The sequence below is a fragment of the Flammeovirga sp. OC4 genome (assembly GCF_000812565.1).
Lineage (GTDB): Bacteria > Bacteroidota > Bacteroidia > Cytophagales > Flammeovirgaceae > Flammeovirga.
Genome location: NZ_JTAM01000001.1, coordinates 331,153 through 355,173, shown reverse-complemented (window position 1 = coordinate 355,173; position 24,021 = coordinate 331,153). Strand labels below are relative to the sequence as shown.

Below are 24,021 nucleotides of genomic sequence, written 5' to 3'. Positions count from 1 at the left end.
TGATAACGTATTTGTTTACAAATTGTAGAATAGATGAAAAAGATTTCCTTACTTATTTTAGCAACTTTGATTTCTTTCGGAGGTTTTGCTCAGAAAAAAAAATCAAGCAAAAAGCAACCTAACATCTTAGTGATTTGGGGTGATGATATAGGGTTCTGGAATATCTCTGCTTATAACAGAGGTATGATGGGTTATAGAACGCCAAACATTGATAGAATTGCCAATGAAGGAGCAATTTTTACTGACCAATATGCTCAACAGTCATGTACTGCAGGCCGTTCGGCTTTTGCATTAGGACAACATCCTTTCCGTACAGGTCTTTTAACGATCGGTATGCCAGGTACTGATCATGGTATTCCGGATTGGGCTCCAACAATTGGTGATGTATTAAAAGAAAAAGGATATACAACAGGTCAATTCGGTAAAAACCACTTAGGAGACCAAGACAAACACCTTCCAACCAATCACGGATTTGATGAGTTCTTCGGAAATTTATATCATTTAAATGCTGAGGAAGAGCCAGAAACAGAGTCTTATCCTAAAGACCCTGAGTTCAGAAAGAAATGGGGACCAAGAGGTGTAATTCACTCTTATGCTGACGGTAGAATTTCAGATACAGGCCCATTAACACGTAAGCGTATGGAAACGGTAGATGATGAATTTTTAGCGGCTTCTGTAAAGTTTATCGAAAATGCAGTTGAAAAGGATGAACCTTTCTTTGTTTGGTTCAACTCTTCAAGAATGCACTTGCATACAAGATTGAAACCTGAATCTGTTGGTGTAACAGGAAAAGGTCTATACCCTGATGGTATGGCTGAACACGATCTTCAAGTTGGTACTTTATTGGATCTTTTGGATGAATTGGGTATTGATGACAACACTATTGTGATTTACTCTACAGATAATGGAGCTGAGAAATTTACATGGCCTGACGGTGGTACTTCACCATTCCATGGAGAGAAAGGTACAACATACGAAGGAGGTATGAGAGTACCACAAGTTGTAAAATGGCCAGGTGTGATTGAAGCAGGTTCAGAAATCAATGACATCATGTCTCATGAAGATTGGCTGCCAACTTTAGCTGCTGCGGCAGGCTATGATGATGTTGTAGCTGATGCAAAGAAAGGCTTTGAGGCCAATGGAAAAGAATGGAGAGTACATTTAGATGGTTACAATTTCATGCCTTATTTCCAAGGTAAAGAGGAAGAAGGACCTCGTCATGAGATCTATTACTTTGCCCAAAACGGTAAATTTGATGCAATCAGAATCGATGACTTGAAAATCTCATTTACGCAATCAGAAGGTAACTTCAGGACTGCTATACGCCAAAGTACACCGTGGCCTACAGTATCAAACTTAAGATCAGATCCTTTTGAAACCGCAAAGTTTGAGTCTGAAATGTATTTCCGTTGGTTAGTGGATCAAATGTGGGTAATGGTACCTGCTGGTTCAAAAGTAAAGGAATTCTTAGGCACTATTGAAGGTTATCCATTCCAAATGGGCTTCCAGATCGATGTTTCAAACCTTGGTTATGAAACATTCAGAATGAAAAAGTTCATGACTGATTTAGAAGAAATGAAAAAGCAATTCGATAAGTAATAGTCTTTTTTATTAAATTCGTTAGTACATATACACTAAACCTACTGCCAATTTTGGTAGTAGGTTTTCATAATTAAACAAAAAAATGAATATTCCCCATATAGAATTACAAGAAGGAAGTATCCATGATTTAATTCTTCAATTACAAGAGAAGTATGGTGGAGAGATAAAAGACCAACATTACCGACTCTCTCATGATTTAATGGATTTGGATGTCAGGTATTTTAGAATGACAGACGGTATTGAAATTACACTAAATACGGTTACTTTTCATCAAGATCATAAGTTGACAATTTATGGCAATAATGGTGATAATAGACATTTATGCTTCCGTTTTTCTTATCAAGGTGACCTCATGAGGGGACACCATAAGGGCGAAACTAAAGTAGAATTGTCTGAAGGAATGGCCATTTTTGATACCGCTTTGACTTTTGATGTGTTGATGAGAAAAGGACAAGCCCATCAATGGTTGGGCGTAAGAACCTCAACGGAAGTGATGGCGAGTAGTTTCTTGATGTTTTCAGATTATTTCGGGGATGTTTTTAATACTGAAAAGACATGGATGATTTACGATCACATGCCCTTGGAAGTCAATTTACTATTAAAAGAACTCTTTGACCTCAAAAAATTAAATAAACCTGTTCCTGTTGAAAATTCCCTTATTATAGCAAGGGCGAGTGAAATCATAGGTGTTTTTTATGAAAGAATTTTAAATAGGAATATCACAAAGGAGAAGTCCCTACATCAAAATGATTTAGAGGCTTTGTTTAAAATTAAGGATGATATCTTGAGTACTTACGAAATGCCCCCTTCATTAGAAGAAATTGCAGATCAATATGGCTTTTCTGTTTCTAAGTTGAGAAGAGATTTTAATAATGTATTTGGAACATCAATACATCGTTTCCATCAAAATTATAGGCTAGAACAAGCTAAAATGAGTCTTTCAGCCAACAACCAAACAATCACTGAGATCTCAAGAAAATACGGTTATAAATCTATTTCAAAGTTTTCCTATGCCTTTAAAAAGAAATTCGGGAAGTCACCAAGTGAGTATCAAAGTTTGTAAATGATAATGAGGCTACTTTTTTATACCAAAAGGAACTTCACACTCCATAATGAAATGCATACCTAAAGGTGCTATTCTCATTTCTTCATGAGAAGGCGAAATTTCGATTAATCGTTTCATCAAGAGGTTTTCAAGAATGATTTCGATATCAATTCCAGAACAGTCTAGTTCACGGATCGCCCATTGTTCCATCCCTAAAACAGGTACCCAAATTCTAGAGGTTTCAAACTCTATAAATGAATGCTTTTTGAGGTAATGCAATATTTCTACTTCTTCCAAAGAAGCATCTCTAAGGATTTTTACAAGTGTGAGGTGTTGTTGGCAGGGGTTATTGAAAGTGACAGCATTAGCAAAAAGTATTGCCCAACGTTGTTGTTGTATTTTTAGCGATTCGAGAGCAGAATCTGTGATAAAAGCATGAATGGTTTTCAAAGGGATTTTTCGGACGGAGATTTGATGTTCCACCAAAAATTTCCTTGCCATAGTAATAATAGTATGTGAGTTAATTTGTTGCCAATTCTCAAAAGATTGTACTTTTTGTTGAGAGTCGGCTACATGTTCAAGAAATTTGAAATTGTCTTGTATGCTCATCTAGTCTTCTTCGTGATTATGTTGATTTGAAAAGTAATCATTGTCAAACTCTTCATTTTGGCGAATGTAATGACTTATTTTCAATAATGCCATTTCTGGCGTACATAATCCGAAAGGAGAAACCCACCTGTTTTGCATAAATTTAAAAGTGAGTGGATGATAAAAATATTGTTGACGATCTTCATCCCAGAAAGGCATGATCATCCATTGTTGATTCCCTTTTTTACATGAAACCCATTTGAAATTAGGGTGTCTTGAAGCATTACCCATTACGGCCACTTCATCAAACTTAATTTGGCTGATATCAATGATATGTTCTAAATCACCGATGGCTTGATTAATCCTAGTTTCTATTAATTGTACATGGGCAAAATACGCATTGATAAACTCAGCAATATCTTTTGGTGAATTGGTTTTTATTTCACCCGGAATACCATTTTTTAAATCAAATAAATGAGGTTTAGTAAGGAACGTACCTTCATCAGGTAAATAAATAACTGTGATTTGATGGTATTGACCGATAGGATAAGAACCATAAATTGGAGCTTCAACAGCCTGAGTATAATCAAACATATTATGCCAAAGACTTCCAAAGAATTGTTGCTCTTCGGTGGTATGTCCTTTCACTAAGCAAGATTTATTGACTTCATTTACCATTCTTTCAAGGTGAAGAACAGTTTTGAACCTTTTAGTACCTTCAAGGTCTACAGTTCCCCAATCGTGCCATTTACTTTCCCAATCGTAAAATGCAACGTTTGGTAACCTTAATTTGTAATCAAAACATGAGGGAAGGTCAAGGGTGTAGCCTGGATAATAGAATTCATGATTATTTTCAATCGCCCAGTTCATCTCCAAAAGCATAGAAATAAAACCTAATCCGTCTTTTTTGAAATTATAATCATAAATAGCCATCAAGCTTGAAATTGCTTTTTCTCCTACATCAAAAAAGGAGGCGGCTATCAATTGATTCTCTTTCCAAAAGCTGACTTGCCATGTGTTATACGGAAGAGAACTTAACTCATCTAAGGCATTAACACCAAAGTATTCTATTAAAGACTTGTCTTCCTCCTCAAAACGATTGAGTCTATACTCTTTGTAAAGTTGTATATGCTTTGGTGTGATATTCAGAGGAGTGATTTCTACATTGAATTTCCTGAATGTCTGATTGATTTTCTTTCGCTGTGATTTGGTAAACATTTGGGGGGTGAGGGCACATCGGAGTGGAAGCACTCCATTCATTTGGTCTTCAAAATACATCATTTCGTATGATGCCATATTACGGGCATGTCTGAAATATCCCTCAGCTAAAAGCTCATCAATTCTAGTTGGAGTAATTTGCTCATCATCCGGAGAAATCACACCAAATGCAATATCATAATACATTGTAAGAAAAAAACAGAAATCACACTGAATTCGTTCCCTAAATTAGGTAAAGTATAGGAAGTTTGGACAAAAAAGAGGTTTTTTATTACAAAAGAAGCATGATTTAAGACGGTTTTACATAAAAACATCATTAAATCGTGCTTCTTACATTGTACAGAAATAATGGTATTCCTCAAAACCACAAAAAAGCCTCGAAGAGAATCATATCACATTCTTCGAGGCTTTTTATGGAATTAATTAAATCTTTGAGATTATTTTCCCCACTCAGATGGAGCAGATCTCCAAGACTTAAGAGATTCAATATCTTCAGATTTGATGTAATCTTTTTCAAGTGCTAATTCCAACATGGCATTGTAGTTAGAAAGTGTTACTAAAGGAATACCTGCATTTTCAAAGTTTTCAACTGATAGGTCGAACCCGTAAGTGAAAATAGCAGCCATACCCAATACTTCAATACCTGCCTCTTTTAAAGCTTCAGATGCTTTCAAAGAACTACCACCAGTAGAGATTAGGTCTTCGATAACCACTACTTTAGCACCTTCTTTTAATTCACCTTCAATCATGTTGGTCATACCGTGTCCTTTAGGTTTTGATCTTACATAGGCAAATGGAAGACCTAAAGCATCAGCAATCAATGCACCTTGAGGAATACCCGCAGTAGCAACACCTACAATTGCTTCGGCATCTTCAAATTGTTCTTGGATCTTTGCACAAAGTGCATTTTTGATATAAGTTCTGGCATGAGGATGAGATAATGACAAACGGTTGTCACAGTAAATTGGAGATTTCCAACCCGAAGCCCAAGTGAATGGTGCATTAGGACGGATTTTGATGGCATTAATTTCCAATAAAAGTGAAGCAACTTTTTTTGCAATCGTATTTTCCATGGTTATTGCTGATGTTGAATTAAAGTGAAAGGCGGACCAAAGCCCACTTTTAAATTTTTGCAAAAATAAGAGAGAAATTCGTAAAATAAATTTCTGATATTTGATTTCTGATAAAATATATGTCAATTGAGCGAAATGAGAGAGGGATTCTTACAAATATTGAAGAAGTTTTGGGGATATGATGCATTCAGACCCTTACAAGGTGATATAATTGAAAATGCTTATCAAGGAAAAGATACGTTAGCACTTCTGCCTACAGGAGGAGGAAAATCGATTTGTTTCCAAGTGCCGGGTATTGCCAGAAAAGGAGTCTGTATTGTGATCACTCCTTTGATTGCTTTAATGAAGGATCAAGTAGAACAATTGACTAGAAGAGGGATTCCAGCCAAGGCATTGTATTCGGGATTGAACAACAGAGAGATTGATATCTTATTGGAAAATGTGGTGCAAGGTGCCGTTAAATTTCTATATGTTTCTCCTGAAAGGTTGAAGACGCCTATGTTTTTGGAGCGTCTGAAAAGAATGTCTGTAGGACTTTTGGTGGTGGATGAGGCACACTGTATTTCTCAGTGGGGTTTTGACTTTAGACCTCAGTACTTAAAAATTAAAGAGGTTCGTAAAATCATCCCTGAGGTTCCTTGTATGGCTCTAACGGCAACAGCTACTGCAAAAGCTCAAGAAGATATCATTGAACATTTAAACCTTCAAAAATATACGGTATTTAAAGGTAGTTTTGATCGTCCTAATTTATCTTTCTCTATCTTCAAACAAGATGAACCTTTTCGTAAATTATTGGATATACTCAATAAAGTACAGGGTTCGGGTATAGTGTATGTACGTACCAGAAAGCAAGCTATGCAGTATGCGGAGTGGCTGAACAATCAATACATCAAAGCGGATTTTTATCATGCAGGATTACCCACTGAGACGAGGGAACTAAAGCAATCGGCATGGATTAAAGGTCAAGTCAGAATTATCGTTTCCACGAATGCTTTTGGAATGGGAATCGACAAGCCAGATGTAAGAGTTGTAGTCAATGTTGGTGCTCCAGAAAGCTTAGAAGCGTACTATCAAGAAGCCGGGAGAGGAGGAAGAGATGGAGAGAAGGCTTATGCCGTATTGTTGGCAAGTAATGACCAAAGAAAAAAACTATTAGAATGGGTTGAGCAGAGGCATCCTTCTATTGATTTTCTGAGACGAGTGTATCAATGTTTAGGGAACCATTATCGATTGGCTGTAGGAAGCGGTGAGATGACTTCCTTTAATTTTTATATCAAACCATTTATCAAAAAATATGACCTTCCTCCAACAGAAACCTATTATGCATTAAAAAGATTGGAAGAACAGGAGGTTTTATTATTCAATGAAAGTGTGTTTCATGATCCAACAGTAATGATCAAATCTACTCCTGAAGATTTTTATGCATACCTCATCCGTCATCCGCATTTTGAGTTGATGATGAAAGGAATGTTGAGAATGTATGGAGGAGATCTCTTTAATAGTTTTGTGAGAATTGAAGAGAGAGACATAGCCTTTAAAAATGGTATTCCTCTCGATAGGGTGACTTCGATGTTGAATGAATTGCATAAACTAGAAGTGATCAATTATCAACCTAAAAAAGATAGACCACAGGTAACTTTTATTTTACCAAGATACCTGCATAACCAATTACCACTCAATAAAAAATTACTTTCTCAACGAAAAAATCAAGATTACTCCAAAGCAAAATCAATGATTAATTTCATTGAGAATCAAGATAAATGTAGAAGTATTGCCTTAAGAGAATACTTTGGAGATTATGAAGGGGAGAATTGTGGAATCTGTGATAATTGCCTTCAGAAGAAAAAAAATAATCAATGGAATAAGAATGTAAAATCTTATGATGAAGATATATTAGAGGCCCTAAAAGAAGATAGCTATTCACTGCATGAACTTGAAAGCACTTTGCTGCCTGTTGATTTGGAAGGATTCACAAAATCGTTGAATGAATTATTTGAAAGAAAAAAAGTGAAATGGTCTGAGGATAAGAAGATTATATTGTCTGATTCCTAGAAAGTAGATATAAAAAGAAAGCACCAAAATATTTTGGTGCTCTCTCCTCGACAATTTCATTAACTACAACAATCTTTCTTTACATGTATTAACGAACAACTGTGAATAAGGTTGCGAAAAATGTAAAAATTTATTGAAGTTTTTTAATTACTGCCTTATTTATGTTTTTGACTATAGCAGGACCTTCATAAATAAAGCCTGTATATACTTGTACAAGCTTGGCACCTGCCTCTAGTTTTTCAATAGCATCTTCAGCAGAGTGAATACCACCCACGCCAATAATATCAAGTGTTTTGCCTGATTTCTCATAAAGGTATTTGATGACCTCAGTGGATCTATTCTTTACAGGAACACCACTTAATCCTCCCATGCCGATGGCTTCCACTCTTTCCTTAGGTGTACTTAAGCCTTCACGACTAATGGTAGTGTTGGTTGCAATCACACCATCAATTTTCGTTGCTTGAACTACTTCGAGAATATCATCCAATTGCTCATTTGTTAGATCGGGAGCAATTTTTAGAAGGATTGGTTTAGGATTACTCTTCTCAGCGTTTAAGGCTTTCAAAGTACCTAATAATTCTTTTAAAGGCTCTTTATCTTGTAAAGCTCTTAAGTTAGGTGTATTCGGAGAAGAAATATTTACTGTGAAATAATCCACATGATCAAAAAGAGCATGGAATCCTTTTTTGTAGTCTTCAACAGCTTCTTCGTTAGGTGTAACTTTATTTTTTCCGATGTTACCACCTACAATCACCTTTGATTTTCTATTTTTCAGACGTTCTACAGCAGCTTCCACACCTTCGTTGTTAAAGCCCATTCTGTTGATCAAACCTTGATCAGGAGGAAGTCTGAAAATTCTAGGTTTTTCATTTCCAGGTTGCCCTACAGGAGTCAACGTTCCAATTTCGATAAAACCAAAACCAAAACATTCAAACTCATCAATTAACTTTGCATCCTTATCAAAACCTGCTGCTAAACCTACTGGAGATGGGAATTTAATACCGAAAACTTCTCTTTCAAGTCGAGTATCATTGACTTTATACATTCCTTTAGCAATGCTTTTTGCAAAAGGTAATGAGAAGGCTGTTTTTAAATAACCAACTGTAAAATGGTGGATTTTCTCAGGGTCAACCTTAAATAAGAAAGGTCTGACAACAGATTTGTAGAAACTCATTTCGATACAAAATTTTAGACAAAAATGAAAACTAACGATCAGTTTTCGCACAAAACGGTGCAAAGGTAGTTAGAATTAAGCAGATTATGATATGAAATTGTAATTTTTAATGAGGAGGGGATGCGGAATACTCAAAAGATGAAAACATAAAGTTCCTACTTCGAATGAATTATCAACTATTAATCGAGAGTGTTTTGTTCATTTGGATGAAATACCGACATTTGCAGTCTTGAAAAATAGAAAGCATGGAAAACGATATTAAATTACCTCAAATCGACCTGGCAGAATACCAGTATGAACTGCCAACAGAAAGAATTGCAAAGCATCCTCATTCACCAAGAGATGAATCCAAGTTGATGCTTTACAAAGGTGGAAACATTGAGCATAAAATATTCAAAGACATCGTAAATGAATTCGATGATTCTTATACTTTGTTTTTTAATAACACAAAGGTTTTACCTGCTAGACTTTATTTCAAAAAAGAAACAGGTGCTCAAATAGAAGTTTTCCTTTTAAATCCAGTAGCTCCTACCAAAGATATTTCTGCTGCAATGTTAGCAGAAAGTGGCACAGTTTGGGAATGTGCCATCGGTAATTTCAAACGTTGGAAAGATCAAAAGCTTGAAGCTGCTGTTGAGGTAGAAGGGAAGATTGAGAAGTTGACGGTGAGTCACGAAGACCGTACCAAAAGGTATGTAAAGTTTGAATGGGAAAATGCTGATCTGAAATTTGTAGATATTATTTCGGCTGCGGGTAATACTCCACTTCCTCCTTATATCAAAAGAGAAGCTACTGAAGAAGATAAGGATACTTATCAAACGGTTTACTCTAAAAATGAAGGAGCTGTTGCTGCACCAACTGCCGGTTTACACTTTACTGAAGCAGTTTTAAAACAATTAGCAGACAAGGGTGTAAGAGAAGAAGAAGTGACACTTCATGTAAGTGCAGGTACATTCAAACCTATTTCATCTGATATTGTAACGGATCATGATATGCACAATGAGCAAATCATTGTTACAAAAGAGAATATAAAAGCACTAATCCATGCCAAAAAAGTAGCTTGCGTAGGCACAACTTCAATGAGGACTCTGGAAAGTACATATTGGTATGGTGTACGAGTATTAGAAGATAAAAATGCTAGTTTTGATGTGAAAAAATTGGAGCCTTATGAGAAAGCGAACCAAGATTTACCTTCAAGAAAAGAAGCTTTCCAGGCTGTTTTAGATTTAATGGAAGAAAGAGGAGTAGACACTTTAAGTGGTGAAACTTCAATTTTCATTATGCCAGGTTATGATTTTAAAGTAATTGATGCATTGGTGACTAATTTCCATTTGCCAAGTACAACATTAGTATTATTGATCGCTGCGTTTATTGGTGAGGATTGGAGAAAAGTATATAACGCTGCTTTGGACAATGATTACCGTTTCCTGAGTTACGGTGATTCTTCTTTATTATTCAGAAGTTAGTATAATAAAAGAAAATATATTTAAAAGGTTGTGATCATTGTATCATAGCCTTTTTTTATTGTCTTCATTATCAATGTGTAATGAAACTATATTTAGTTTTTATTGCATTATTCTAACATGGTTGTTAAATTGGTGTTGCAGGTACACTTATTTTAAGTGATCTATGCTTATGAAAATGAATTGAACTACACTCTCTTATTTATTAGAAGTCAACATGTACAAAACTGGGCAATTACTGTTAATTACAATTTACCTGATCATATTCGTCACACCATTGAAAATATATGGTCAATTTCCAGAAAAAACGTCATACAATTTTGAACGTTTAAGTATCCAAGATGGATTATCTCATGTTCATGTGAGAGATATATATCAAGATCAAAAAGGCTTTATGTGGTTTGCAACCGAAAGTGGTTTAAACCGGTATGATGGTTATAACTTTAGAAACTATAAAAAGTCAAGTAAAAATGAGAATACCCTAAATTCGGATTACATAAATTGTATCATTGAAGATGATAATGGAATCCTTTGGGTCGGAAATTCTGGAGGAATAGATTACTACAATAGGGAAAAGGACTGTTTTCAGCGAGTGATTCACCAAAAGTTAGTGGATATTAAAGATATAAAACTTCTCAAGCCAGGCTATTTTTTGATAGGTGGTTTAAAAGGATTGTACTTATTTGATATCCAGAAAAAAGAAGTAGTAAAGAGTTTGTTTGGTAAACATGTTACTAATCTATTGATTTCTAAAGAAAATGAGATCTGGGTAGGGACTAAGAATGATGGGGTATATGTTCTCAATACTTCAGGAATAACGCAAAGGGTTTATAAGTCATCTAACCTGGGAGGACTTACAAATGATCATATTGAAGTTATACACCAAGATCAAAATGGCAAAATAAGAGTAGGAACAGATGGTGGAGGGTTATTTGAGTTAAATCATAACACAAAGAAATTTCAACATGTTTCTTTAGCAACAAATGTAATTTGGGATATTTTAGAAGTCAATGATAGAATTTGGTTAGGCTCTTCTTCACATGGAGTGATTGTACTCAACCCTCAAAATAATGCACACGATTATATTCAGAACAAAGTGAATGACCCGAATAGCCTTTCTGAAAACCACATACTTCGGTTTTTCAAGGATAATTCAAGTAATATATGGATAGGAGGTTTTCGTAAAGGGTTAAATTATTGTGATGCTCAAACGAATGCTTTTAGCTTGATTTCAAAAGATAGAGGAGGTTATGAATTATTGACAAACAACAGTGTAATGTCTTTTTATGAGGATCAACAAAAAATTTATTTTGGTACTGATGGTGGAGGATTAAATGTTTTTGATAAGCGGTCTAAGAGAATGTCTGTTTTGAACTATGACGCTGGCAATCCCAAAAGCGTAAGCTCAAATTCTATTTTATCCATTACAAAAGGAAAAGATAAAAGATTATGGCTAGGGACATGGGCAGGAGGGTTAAGTGTGTTTGATCCAATAAAAGAGACTTTTAAAAACTATCTACATGACCCTTCACAAATCGCTTCTATACCTAATAATAATATATGGAAAGTGTATGAAGATAGTAAGGGCAATTTCTGGATGATAGCTCACGATGAAGGATTGGTTATGTTTAATCCTAAAACCAACACCACCTCTAAAAGTATTCTTCCAATAACTGGCAATCAGTCGTCAAATGTGTTCTTTAACATCTTCGAAAGTAGCCAACAAGAATTATACTTTAATAGTTACTATGGTTTATATGTGTATAATTTGAATACAAAGGAATTAAGGTTTTTTGTACCCAATGATGCAGATTCAACTTCAATTGGTGGAGCGGTGCCTACTCAAGTTATTGAAACAAAAGAGGGTGAAATATGGGTGAGTACTTCCAATGGATTATCAAACTTTGATTCTAAAAAAGGAGTTTTTAAAACCTATGGAACAAAGGAAGGTTTAGTTAGTCCTGAAATTAGAGCACTGGTTCAAGACGAAGAAGGCTATATTTGGGTGTCCGCTAAAAATAATATTGCTAGGTTTGACCCTAAGACAAAAACATTTGTAAATTATTTGGGAACAAGTCTTTCGCAAGACGGAGAATTCAATAAAGGAAGTGTATTCAAATTAACTAACGGTAAACTACTTTTTGGTAATAGTAGCGGAGCGACTTTATTCGATCCACTTGATGTGAAAAAAAATACAATTGCACCTCCTGTCGTTTTCACCAACTTTCAACTGTTTAATGAAAAAGTAAACCTAGAAGAAGAGGGTTCTCCTCTAACAGATGTCATTGAAGAAACTGAACAAATTATTCTTACTTATGAGCAATCAGTTTTTAGTATCGATTTTGCGGCATTGAATTATACTCACTCTGAAAGAAATCAATATAAGTATAAGTTAGAAGGTTTCGATAATCAATGGAGAGATGGGAATAGAAGGACAGCAACTTACACCAATTTAGATGCGGGGAGTTATACATTTAAGGTGATTGCATCCAATAATCATAACGTTTGGAATGAAGAGGGAACGAGTATTAGAATTATAATATTACCACCATGGTGGAAAACGATTTGGTTTCGACTTTTTGTCTTATTTTCTATGATTGGTGCGTTTATTTCTTTTTATAAATACAGAACCAAGAAACTGATCAAAGAACAAAGAAAGTTGGAACTGATTGTTCAAGAACGTACCGAGGAAGTTGTTGCTCAAAATGAAGAGCTTTCAGAACAACAAAAAGAAATCACAAAACAAAATGAAGCCCTTCAACTTCAAAAAAATGAAATTACCGTTCAGAATGAGGAGTTAGTGCAACAGCAAGAAGAAATTCTTGCTCAAAGAAATTATATCGAAGAAAAAAATGAGGTATTACAAACTCAAAATGAAACCTTAAAGTCGCAACATAATCACATTACTAATAGTGTTAGATATGCTCAGACTATTCAGACGGCAGTACTTCCAAGTGATGATTATTTAGCAACCGTTTTTGATGAGTATTTTTTAATTTACAAAGCGAAAGACATTGTTGCAGGTGATTTTTATTGGGTAGGACAAAGTAATGGTAGTTTATTGATTGCGGTAATTGATTGTACAGGTCACGGTGTTCCTGGTGCATTTATGAGTATGATAGGGAGTGCGTCTTTCAATTATATTATTAATGAATTGAAAATTGATGATCCAAAAGAAATTTTAGAGAGGTTACATCAAAGAGTGAGAAAAGCACTAAAACAAGATACATCTGCCAACACTGATGGTATGGATATTTGTTTATGTAAGATTACTCCTCAAGGAAATAAGAATAAAATAGTTTTTGCTGGAGCTAAACGTCCTCTGTACTATTTCTCAAGAGCCGATGAAGAACTTCATATAATTAATGGAAGTAAAAAAGCAATTGGAGGAGTACAGCGTAAAGGTCGAGAATTTGAAAATAATGAAATAATGTTAGATAAGAATACCGTGATTTATTTAACAACTGATGGTTACATTGACCAAAATAATACTCAAAGGAAAAAAATAGGGAGAATAATGTTCGAGAACCTATTAAAAAGTGTAGGAAGGTTACCTCTGAAAACTCAAAAAGAGCAACTAAATCAACTTTTAGAACTGCATCAAGGTAAAGAAGATCAAAGAGATGATATTACCATAATGGGTATTTTAATATAAAGAAAAGGGGTTTGACTCAGATAAGTCAAACCCCTTAAGTTTTAAAGAAGTGAGGTGGATTAAATTCCTGTATAGTTATAAGGAGTAATTTTCTTCAATTCTTCTTTGATATTTTCTGGTACGTCTAAACCACCGATGAATACAGAAATACTTTCAGCAGTAATTTTTTCATTCTTACGCGTTAAGTCTTTCAACATTTCATAAGGGTTAGGAATACCTTCTCTTCTTAATACTGTTTGAATTGCTTCGGCAACTACTGCCCAGTTGTCTTCTAAATCAGCTTGAAGTTGGTCAGCGTTTAATTCTAACTTATTCAAACCTTTTTGAAGTGACTGTAAAGCAATAAGAATATGTCCTAATGGTACACCGATGTTTCTCAATACAGTAGAGTCAGTAAGGTCTCTTTGTAATCTTGAGATAGGTAATTTTACTGCTAAGTGTTCTAAAATAGCAGAAGCAATACCCAAGTTACCCTCAGCGTTTTCAAAATCGATAGGGTTTACTTTGTGAGGCATGGCAGAAGAACCTACTTCGTTCTTATTGATTTTTTGCTTGAAGTAACGCATTGAAACGTACTGCCAGATATCTCTCGATAAATCAATTAAGATCGTGTTGATTCTTTTGAAACCGTCAAATAAAGCGGCAAGGTTGTCGTAGTTTTCAATTTGAGTAGTGAATTGAGAACGGTCTAAACCTAATTGCTCGTTCACGAAGTCATTACCAAATTCTACCCAGTCAATAGTAGGGTATGCTACGTGGTGGGCATTGAAGTTACCTGTAGCACCACCAAATTTAGCAGAGTAAGGAATTTGCTTTAATGCTTCCAATTGTTTTTTAGCTCTGTAGCTAAATACTTTGAATTCTTTACCCAAACGAGAAGGTGAAGCAGGTTGACCGTGAGTTAAAGCAAGAATAGGTTGCTTTTCCCACTCATTAGCCAATACGTCAATCATTGAGATTACTTCTTCGATCATTGGGATAACAACATCCTCGTTAGCTTTCTTTAAAGAAAGAGGAATTGCAGTGTTGTTTACATCTTGAGAAGTTAAACCGAAGTGAACAAATTCTTTTTGCTCTTTGATACCTAAATCGTCAAATTTTTCTTTGATGAAATATTCAACAGACTTAACATCATGGTTTGTTACTTTCTCAAACTCCTTTACTTTTTCAGCGTCTTCTAAGCTGAATTCTTGATAGATTTTTCTGATTGGAGCGTATAAAGATTTATCAAAACCTTCTAGTTGTGGAAGTGGTGACTCACATAAAGCAATGAAGTATTCAATTTCTACCCAAACTCTATATCTTATCAACGCATATTCAGAGAAATATTCTGATAAAGATGAGGTTTTACTTCTGTATCTGCCATCAATAGGTGATACCGCACTTAGTTGATTTAGCTCCATTTTTGTTATAGGAAAATTGTGAAAAACTTTTCAAGTCGCAAATATAATCACTTGTTCAAAATTCTTGATAAATATTAAGTAGAATTTTTGAGCTTTCCATTGATCCCTATTTAAGGCTAAGCTTTAATCAGAAGAAGTATTTGTTTTCTCTACAGGTTTTAAATCTACAGAAGCCCACTTGATCAACGCACCACAAAGAGCAGAAAGGCCTCCTGTTAACCCACCAATAAGAGCACTGATAATTCCCACAAAGTCATTAGAAGGAAGTCTAAACATTTCAGCTACTCTATGGCTTAACTCTGAACCTGTATAGATTTGGATCATTGCGGCATAAACTCCCCAAAGCAAAGCAATGCTAATGAAACCTGTAAGGAAGATAGGAAGAAAGTTTTGCTTTTGTTTTAAAACACCCAAAGCAAAACAAGGAAAAGCAATAATCCACCAAGGAAAAAACAACTGTAATAAGCTACATCCTATGGCAATACTTGCACCGTATATTATATAATTATTATACATGTTAAATTTTTATTCTTTCTGATTTAAGTAATTCTTGAGGTGGCTCTTTTAAGTAATCGTCTTTTTCAAAGAATATGACTTTGTACAATTCACCTTTCTCAAATTTTGAAATCATATTGTCATAATAAGGACTTCCAGCGTTGCCAGATTGACCACCCGGCATCACTTGGTAGGCTTCAGGTCCTTGAGGTGTCATTTCCACGAGCATTCTAAAACTAGGACCGTGTTTTTCTTTTGTAGCATTGACAATCCCTCTATAGCCACCATTTTGAACATTTTCTATATTAAATCCAGGAAGGCGACCTAAGTGTTGAACCATGGTATTTTTATAATTCGCCCAAGTTAGGTCAAGCGTAGGGTTTTTAGTATTCCATTGATCCACTTTTTTTACTGCTGCTAGAAAAGCTTCTGTCATAATATCTTCAATATTTTCTTTCTTGGCAGTTTCTAATTCATCAATAAAAATCAGATCTGGTTTATGTTGTAATAAATAGAAAGTGTTCACTCTTGTAGGAATAGCATATTCCTTAGAGGGGTGATTGTGGAATTCATCCCAAATAATATCACTGACAGATTTGGCCCATTCTTCAAAGTAAATAGAAACACTATTTTGTGGTGAATAGCAATAATCCCAAGTTCTTAATTCCTCAGAAATGCTTTTTTGACCATCAGACAAATCCGTGTTTTTAAGGTGATCAAGCATGAAGGTTAAATTTTCTTCAGCAAATAAGCTATAGTTGTCATTCATCATACCAGACAACTCTTCAATAGTTAAATCCTTGGCACTGTCTAATAATTGATGAATACGTCTGTTTCTGTAGTATTCAAAATATTGTCCATAGTGATAATAAGGATAGTTATTGTTGGCAGGGTGTTCGTTTGCAGAACTAACATATCCACTTTTTGGATTGATGACTCTTATATTGTGCTCGTTAGGAATGAAGCCTTGCCATTTTGTATCCAACCTAGTACCGTCTAATACAAACTTACCCTGGTTTTTCCATCGGTTTGGAAATCTACCTTGGATGTTCATGGCTATTGTACTGTCTTTAGAGGCGAAGGCAAAATTAAGAGCAGGACCAGAGAAATAACTCAGTCCCTTATCAAAATCTTTATAATCCTTTGCATGATTGATAAGGTAAAGCGATCTCAATTCTCTAGAACCATCATGTGCTGTCCAACGTAAGGCATAACCTTCTTTTTGGTCCGAGTTTCCAAAATTTTGATCATAAACAATAGGTCCCCATCGAGTATAACGGACAGTATCAAGTAGTGCTTCCTTATCTCTGATTTTGATTTCTTCGATTCTTAAATCAGCTTTTGACCAATAGTTATCAATCAAATAATGTGTTCTTGATTTGTCTTGAAACAAAATTTTATACCAGTCTCTATCATCCCTTCTCGCACTGGTAACGCCCCAAGCTATATCTTCGTTGAAACCTACAACAACACAAGGAATACCAGGAATAGACATTCCCATTACATTTCCTTTAGGATGAGTAAGTTGATTAGAAAACCAGATAGAAGGCATTGTTAAACTAAGGTGAGGATCATTACATAAGATCGGATTCCCACTTTTTGTCTTTGATCCGCTCACTACCCAGTTATTACTTCCATTATCAGGGTCATCTTTCTCTACGGCATGTTTTCTTAATCCAGAGAGTAGTTTCATATTTTGAGGAGCTTTTACCTCAATCACTTCCAAGTTGTCCCAAATCGAATCATTGTTTGCAATAGGTTCTTGGAAGGGTAAAATTTCTGGAAACAGAAGGTCAAAGTTCTTCTTGCCTAAATGTTGTAAGGAGTTGGTATTTTCGAAATCATAATCCGGTCCAGAGAGTGAATATTGAATGAACTTAAAAATTAATGCAGTTTTAAGCGGAGTCCAATATTCAGGTTTATAATTAAAGAATTTATATTCAACAGGGTAGTCAGCATAAGAAAGTTGATCAATATATGCATTGACACCATTAGTATAAGCATTCAATACAGACATCATTTTCTTGTCATTTTTAATACTCTTGATGAACTGTTCTGCACCATATTGCAGTCCTTGTCTTCTCATCCCTTTATCGTACTTTACGGTAAGATTACCAAACACTTCTGACAATCTTCCCGCAGCTGCCATGGCTTGGAAATCCATTTGCCAAAGCCTATGCCTTGCCGTTACATATCCTTGTAAATAGTAAAGGTCATGTTCATTTTCAGAATAAATATGTGGTATTAATAAAGAGTCATAATAAATAACTCCTTCAGAAATCATTTTAGGTAATTGGATGGATTCTGGAAGTTTTTCATTCTTCACTTCATTTTGCCAAAAACCTTGAAAAGGATCGAGGAAACGTCCTAATGGAGGAATATTGTTAATTTTTGAGTCTAAGGCGACAATACAAAAAAAAGTAAATGCTGAAATAATACCTGCTATAGAGGATCTCATTGTATTTAGATTAGTAAGTGTCAAAACAAATGAAACAGAATCTGTACTCTAGCAAATGTTTTGTGACTTAAAATGAAAAAAGTAAAGTAAAAATACATAAACTTAGATCCGATACAAATCGGAATTTAGCTTGAAGTATTTTTACTCTTGAATTTCAGAAAAATAGTGATGAATCTTATGATAGAGATTTTTCTGATGGTCTATTAAATCCAAGATTGGAGATTTACTCAAAACCTTTGGGGAGTTGTAACCCCAACTTACGGCAATCATTGGGATTTGTGCAATTTTGCAGGCATCAGCATCTCGCACTTCATCACCTATGTACATCAAATGTGGACCAAGCTGCTGTTTTAGTTCAATTAGTTTTTTATGTTTCCCGAAAAGTTTGGAAGAAGCATGAATCGTTGAAAAAGTATCTTCTAAACCTTCTTTTTGGAGGATTTTCTCTATTGTATTTGATGCATTTGAACTTAAAATCTGTAGTTCATATCCTTTTTCCCTCAGTAGGTTTAATTGGTTTTTAATTTCAGGGAAAAGTACAATGGAAGATTTCTGTAGATATAATCTGAATTTCATTTCCAAAACAAAAAAAGGAATCAACCACTTTTTAAGTTTGATCTTATGAAGAATTTCTTTAGCGGGTAAATCTTTATACACACTTATTCTTTGTTCAGAAAGATCTAATCGATACCTGGGGCCAATTTTTTGGATGATACTTTCTACAAGCGGTAATGTATCCGCAATTGTACCATCAAAATCAAAAAGTATAATTTTTTTTATCATCTAAAAAAGGTAAATCATTCCAAAAAGAGTGACTAAAATTAATACAAAAATCATTTTATGTAGCCATATTGCAAACCGCAATTTAAGGATTACAGAATTTTATGAATAAAAAATATATTGATATTAAATTGATAGGATTGAGCCTTACTATTATACCTCTGTTTTTCATTGATATAAGTATTGGCTCTTCGAATATTTCAATATCAGAGATTATACAAACCCTTTTTGGAGGGGAAGAGGAAAGTAGTATTGCAACAATATTGTGGTTGATTAGAATACCAAAAGCATTGGTCGCTATTTTGGTAGGAATTGCATTGTCAATAAGTGGCTTGTTGATGCAGGCTCTTTTCAGAAATCCCATGGCAGGCCCTTCTGTTTTAGGTATTAACTCGGGGGCTTCATTAGGAGTGGCCTTGGTTTCTTTATCATCAGGAATAGGTTTGGGTATTAATTCAATTTCATACTTGGAAAACTTTGGAATTTGGCTCACTGTCATCGCAGCTTCGGCTGGAGCAGGTATAGTGATGTTTATAATTTTGTTGGTGGCGCACAAGGTGAATGATAATGTAGCTTTGTTAATTGTGGGAATGATGCTTGGGGCATTGACGGCGTCACTTGTTGGAATTGCTCAATATTTTAGTCACCCAGATCAATTACAAGAATACATATTGTGGACATTTGGTAGCTTGGGAGGTATAGTTTATGAGCAAATTACGATCCTAACCCTATTTGTGATTTTAGGTTTTATCATTGCTTTAACACTCTGCAGGTCTATGAATTTAATGCTTTTAGGAGAGCAATATGCTAAAAGCATGGGGTTATCTGTTCAAAAATATAGAATACTCAGTATACTATCCGCAAGCTTGCTGGCAGGAAGTGTCACGGGTTTTTGTGGCCCGATTGGATTTGTGGGTATAGCAGCACCACATATAGCAAGAGTAGTAGCAAAATCTTCTGATCACTTTAAATTATTGCCTTTAAGTGCAGTGATTGGAGCTATCGGGATGCTTATTTGTGACACCATATCACACATTAGTGATTCAGGAGTCGTCATTCCAATCAACTCAATTACATCCTTGATAGGAGCACCAATTGTGATTATAGCCATGTTAAAAGGAAGAAAGTAATGAATGAAAGTGTATTATCAACTCAAAACCTGATTACAGGCTATCAAGATAAAGGTGAGGCACCAAAGGTAGTAGGACAATACGGGGAATTACATTTGAGGAGAGGAGAATTCAACGTACTGATTGGTGTCAATGGAGTGGGGAAATCTACTCTATTGAAAACGCTTTCGGGTGAGATTGTTCCATTAGAAGGACAGGTAACCATCAATGATCAAATATTAGGTGCTCTGAACAATACACAAAGGTCATTGCTCATCAGTTTTGTGTTTTCTAATACTTCAATAGTAGGTAAATTGACTGTTTTTGAAACAGTATTGATGGGACGATACCCTTATGTGAATTGGTGGGGTAAATTAAAAGATTCGGATCACACAATTGCGCTAGATGCTTTAAAAGATGTGGGAGCTAATCACCTACAAGACCGTTATATAAATACACTCTCAGATGGAGAAAGACAGAAGGTGATGATTGCAAGGGCAATTGCACAAAATACAGATGTGATTTTTTTGGATGAACCTTCAGCCCACCTTGATTTGATCAATAGAATTGAAATTTTTCAACTTTTAAAGAGTATTGCGAGGAAAAAGAAAAAGGCGATTTTGTTGAGTACGCATGAAATAGAAATGTCATTGCAGGTGGCTGATAACCTTTGGATTTTGTATGATGATAAGGTGAAAATAGGTTCACCCTCAGCGATTGTAGCAAGCAATTTTATTAATCAGACCTTCTCATCTCCATCAATCGCATTTAATGCGAAAAGTGGCGTATTTAATTTTTGTGCACCTGAAAGGTTATTCTCTTTTACGATTTCATATTCTGATACCGTTCATCAATATGATGGGACAATTGATCCTGTCGTATACCTCGAATGGGAATGTAAAAAAATGATTTCAGAAGGTGCATTCAACGATGAAAACCCTCAATTTGAAGTTATTTTAACTCTTTCAGAGGATAAAAAATCACTGATTTGGAAGGTAAATAATAATGGTAAAAAGTATACTTATGATTTATATAAATGCAATCTATTCAGTGAGTTATTGAAATTATATCAGGTGGATTGAAATAATATTAATTAATTATTGTGGTTTTGCTTCGTTTTCATTTATATTTGGTTATAATTACAATTGGCATGAAGTCAAATTTTTTTATCATTCATCCTTACTAATGATGAAGCAAATAAGCAAAAGTTACATATTAACTCTATTTTTACTATTAACAACAACCTTCGGTCTAACAGCTCAAGATAAGTTAGTAAAAGGAGTTGTTATTGATGAAGACCAGCAACCAGTGTACAGCGCTGTTGTGTATCTTGAAGGGAAGCAAGTGGCTACTACTAACTCTGAAGGAAAATTTACATTTCCAGCTGAAAACCCATCCAAAATTAGGAATCTTAATGTTATAAAGAGGGGGTATAAGATGCAAACATGGGCGTTTGAAGGTGCTGATGTCATTAAAGTACTTCTTACTTTTGCTCCTGTATATATTGATGGAGTAGTCTATAAAGATGGAAATCCTGTAAGTGGCAAATATGTTAAGATCTCTGGTCAGAAGTTTTCAGCAGTGAAAACAAATGATAAAGGAGCATTCCAACTTATTGTAGATAGAAATTACAAAATTCAGAACTCTACGATTTTTTTAGTGGATGGAGACCCAATCAAGAAAAATTTTACGAAATATAATCCTACTGTAAATAAAGTAACGATTACTTTACCGTCAGAAGGTCTTCAAAAAGAGGTGAAAGTAGCCAAGAAAACTACTTCTGCACCAAAGAAAGTTCAGGCTAAACCTTTAGAGGATGAAATTTATGTTGATCCAATATTAGTCGTTGTTGTATATGATGAGGATATTTCTCCTGCTGATTCTTTAAACGTAAGAATCAATGAGAAAAACTTTATCACAGACAAAAACGGTGAATTTGAAGTATATGCTGACTCTTTAAGTGAAGCTAACTTTGAAATTGATGATTATTCTATCATAAAAACAAAGTATGATTATGAGGATAATTATATGTTTGTTTATATCTCAGATGGTTCTGAAGATGGAGGACAAGGTGTAACGAATATGGAGTATTCTGAAAACTTCCAAGCAGTATTCAATTCACTAGAGGCAGAGAAGCAATTATTACAAGAAAATGGTTCTAACCTTAGAAAAGAAATTCAGAAGATTTCTGAAAAGTTAGACAAAGATATTAATCCTAAGAATAAAAAATCTTTAGAGAGCTACCTTGAAAGATTAACAAACTCATTGATTGAGAATGAATTGAGATATGAGGAAGCACAATATAAAACATCACAGATGTTGGATAGAATGCGTAATCAAATCTCTAATCAAGAGACAACAATCGTTCAAATTGAGGAGGAAAAAGAAGAAGTAGAAACGGAAAGAATGCTCTATTTCGTAGTAGCAGCAATTTCATTAATCTTAATTTTCTTCTTCTATAAAAACTCTCAGAAGTTAAAAGAACAACGTGATGATCTACAAGAAATCACTGGCCGTTTAGAAAAGGCAAATGAGGAAGTTGTAAAATCACACGAGGAAATGTTATCTGTAAAAGATATCGGTCAGAAATTTACCGCAACGCTAGATTTCGATAAACACATGCTCGATTTACAAGAGAGTGTAATGGAACTAGTTCCTGCGAATACATTTGGTATTGGTATTTATAATAAGTTTGAAAAACGCCTTGAGTTTAGAAATCAAGTTTCTGATGTTGGCCTAGAAAACTATTATAGTGTATCTGTTTCAGATGCTTACAGCTTAGCATCTTGGTGTTTCAATAATGAGGTAGAATTGATCATCAATAATTTTGATGAAGAAAGCCCTCTTTATATTCCTCAAGGAAGAAAAATGCCAACAAGAATTAATCAATCTATTATCTATATGCCACTAATTGTGGAGACAAAGGTATTAGGTGTGATTACAATGCAGGCAAAAGAGATTGATCAATACAAAGATATCAATATCTCTAACTTAAAAGCTTTAGCATCTTATGCGTCAATTGCAGTAGCGAATTACATTTCTTATAAAGAATTGTCAGAGAAGAACAAGAGTATTACAGATAGTATGCGTTATGCAAAAACTATTCAGAATGCGATCTTACCTTCTGAGTCATTACTGAAAGAAAACTTTAAAGACCACTTTATTTTATATCGTTCTAAAGACATCGTTTCTGGTGATTTCTACTGGTTCAAACGTAAAGAAGTGAATGGAACTGTAATGAAATTTATTGCAGTTGTAGACTGTACAGGCCATGGTGTTCCTGGTGCATTCATGTCTATGATTGGTAATACTCTATTGAATGATATTGTCAATGTAAAAGGAGTGACGGATACAGTAGAGATCTTGAATGCCTTGAATGTAGGGGTGAAAGAATCTTTACAACAGGAGAACTCAATGAATGACGATGGAATGGACGTTGCACTAATTGCGATGAAAGAAGAAGCTGATGGTGTGCATGTTCAATTCTCAGGTGCTAAGAGACCAATTTTTGTTTACACTCAAGAAAAGCAAGAGTTAGAAGTAATTCAGGGTGATATTAAGTCCATTGGTTACTCAAGTAGAAAAAATAAAGTATTCTCAGCACATACAATCGTATTACAGAAAGAAGATATTATTTATCTTTCTACAGATGGATATGTTGATCAAAATAATGCGAATAGAGAGAAGATTGGTTCGCTTAAATTGAAAGATATTATTGCTTCAAATGCTACTAAATCTATGGCAGAACAAGAAGAAGCTCTTGAAGAGATTCTTGATCAGCACTTAGTAGGCGAAATTGAGCAACGTGATGATATTACGGTAATGGGTGTGAAGGTCTAAACTGAGCCCATTCTAAAATTAAAAAGGTAGTCCATCTAAATTTAGATGGACTACCTTTTTTTTTGT

16 protein-coding genes are annotated in these 24,021 nt (G+C 34.7%); 8 read left to right on the top strand and 8 right to left on the bottom strand.

Going from position 1 to position 24,021, the window contains the following annotated elements:
- The first annotated feature begins 33 nt into the window (after positions 1–33).
- Positions 34–1,599 carry an arylsulfatase gene (locus tag PL77_RS01485; RefSeq protein ID WP_044200914.1) on the top strand — a complete coding sequence of 522 codons (1,566 nt, stop codon included), beginning with the start codon at positions 34–36 and terminating at the stop codon, positions 1,597–1,599.
- Positions 1,600–1,684: 85 nt separating this feature from the next.
- Positions 1,685–2,665, top strand: a complete 981-nt coding sequence (locus PL77_RS01480; RefSeq protein WP_044200913.1) for a helix-turn-helix transcriptional regulator — start codon at positions 1,685–1,687, stop codon at positions 2,663–2,665.
- Positions 2,666–2,677: 12 nt separating this feature from the next.
- Here PL77_RS01480 and PL77_RS01475 read toward each other — a convergent pair whose 3' ends face one another.
- The 3 genes from PL77_RS01475 to pyrE form a co-directional block, all read right to left on the bottom strand.
- Positions 2,678–3,256 carry a hypothetical protein gene (locus PL77_RS01475; protein ID WP_044200910.1) on the bottom strand — a complete coding sequence of 193 codons (579 nt, stop codon included), beginning with the start codon at positions 3,254–3,256 and terminating at the stop codon, positions 2,678–2,680.
- Positions 3,257–4,639 carry a hypothetical protein gene (locus tag PL77_RS01470; RefSeq protein WP_044200908.1) on the bottom strand — a complete coding sequence of 461 codons (1,383 nt, stop codon included), beginning with the start codon at positions 4,637–4,639 and terminating at the stop codon, positions 3,257–3,259.
- A 251-nt stretch (positions 4,640–4,890) separates the two neighbouring features.
- A complete protein-coding gene (pyrE, locus tag PL77_RS01465) occupies positions 4,891–5,526 on the bottom strand; it encodes an orotate phosphoribosyltransferase (RefSeq protein ID WP_044200907.1) in 636 nt (211 codons plus the stop codon).
- Between the two features lie 135 nt (positions 5,527–5,661).
- Between pyrE and PL77_RS01460 the strand changes: the two genes are divergently transcribed.
- Positions 5,662–7,578 carry an ATP-dependent DNA helicase RecQ gene (locus PL77_RS01460; RefSeq protein WP_044200905.1) on the top strand — a complete coding sequence of 639 codons (1,917 nt, stop codon included), beginning with the start codon at positions 5,662–5,664 and terminating at the stop codon, positions 7,576–7,578.
- Between the two features lie 130 nt (positions 7,579–7,708).
- On the opposite strand, the gene PL77_RS01455 is transcribed toward PL77_RS01460, so the two are convergent.
- Entirely contained in the window at positions 7,709–8,752 is a 1,044-nt protein-coding gene (locus tag PL77_RS01455) for a quinone-dependent dihydroorotate dehydrogenase (protein ID WP_044200903.1), read from the bottom strand.
- A 245-nt stretch (positions 8,753–8,997) separates the two neighbouring features.
- Here PL77_RS01455 and PL77_RS01450 point away from each other — a divergent pair, with 245 nt between their 5' ends.
- Positions 8,998–10,218 (top strand): S-adenosylmethionine:tRNA ribosyltransferase-isomerase, encoded by a 1,221-nt coding sequence (locus PL77_RS01450; RefSeq protein WP_044200901.1) that lies wholly within the window; start codon positions 8,998–9,000, stop codon positions 10,216–10,218.
- 214 nt (positions 10,219–10,432) lie between these two features.
- Positions 10,433–13,870 carry a two-component regulator propeller domain-containing protein gene (locus PL77_RS01445; RefSeq protein WP_044200899.1) on the top strand — a complete coding sequence of 1,146 codons (3,438 nt, stop codon included), beginning with the start codon at positions 10,433–10,435 and terminating at the stop codon, positions 13,868–13,870.
- A gap of 59 nt (positions 13,871–13,929) precedes the next feature.
- Here PL77_RS01445 and purB read toward each other — a convergent pair whose 3' ends face one another.
- From purB to PL77_RS01425, 4 genes are all read right to left on the bottom strand, one after another.
- Positions 13,930–15,273: an adenylosuccinate lyase gene (gene purB, locus PL77_RS01440; protein ID WP_044200897.1), complete on the bottom strand. Its 1,344-nt coding sequence runs from the start codon at positions 15,271–15,273 to the stop codon at positions 13,930–13,932.
- A 123-nt stretch (positions 15,274–15,396) separates the two neighbouring features.
- Positions 15,397–15,789, bottom strand: coding sequence for a hypothetical protein (locus PL77_RS01435; protein WP_044200895.1), 393 nt, complete (start codon positions 15,787–15,789; stop codon positions 15,397–15,399).
- A 1-nt stretch (position 15,790) separates the two neighbouring features.
- Entirely contained in the window at positions 15,791–18,226 is a 2,436-nt protein-coding gene (locus tag PL77_RS01430) for a penicillin acylase family protein (protein WP_044200894.1), read from the bottom strand.
- Between the two features lie 141 nt (positions 18,227–18,367).
- Positions 18,368–19,009, bottom strand: a complete 642-nt coding sequence (locus PL77_RS01425) for an HAD hydrolase-like protein (RefSeq protein WP_044200892.1) — start codon at positions 19,007–19,009, stop codon at positions 18,368–18,370.
- Between the two features lie 101 nt (positions 19,010–19,110).
- Between PL77_RS01425 and PL77_RS01420 the strand changes: the two genes are divergently transcribed.
- The 3 genes from PL77_RS01420 to PL77_RS01410 all read left to right on the top strand — a co-directional run bounded on the left by PL77_RS01420 (position 19,111) and on the right by PL77_RS01410 (position 23,955).
- Positions 19,111–20,136 carry an iron ABC transporter permease gene (locus tag PL77_RS01420; RefSeq protein ID WP_044200890.1) on the top strand — a complete coding sequence of 342 codons (1,026 nt, stop codon included), beginning with the start codon at positions 19,111–19,113 and terminating at the stop codon, positions 20,134–20,136.
- Entirely contained in the window at positions 20,136–21,197 is a 1,062-nt protein-coding gene (locus tag PL77_RS01415) for an ABC transporter ATP-binding protein (RefSeq protein ID WP_052444081.1), read from the top strand. The genes PL77_RS01420 and PL77_RS01415 overlap by 1 nt, the downstream gene beginning before the upstream one ends.
- A gap of 103 nt (positions 21,198–21,300) precedes the next feature.
- Positions 21,301–23,955 carry a SpoIIE family protein phosphatase gene (locus PL77_RS01410; protein WP_044200889.1) on the top strand — a complete coding sequence of 885 codons (2,655 nt, stop codon included), beginning with the start codon at positions 21,301–21,303 and terminating at the stop codon, positions 23,953–23,955.
- The last annotated feature ends 66 nt before the right edge of the window (positions 23,956–24,021 follow it).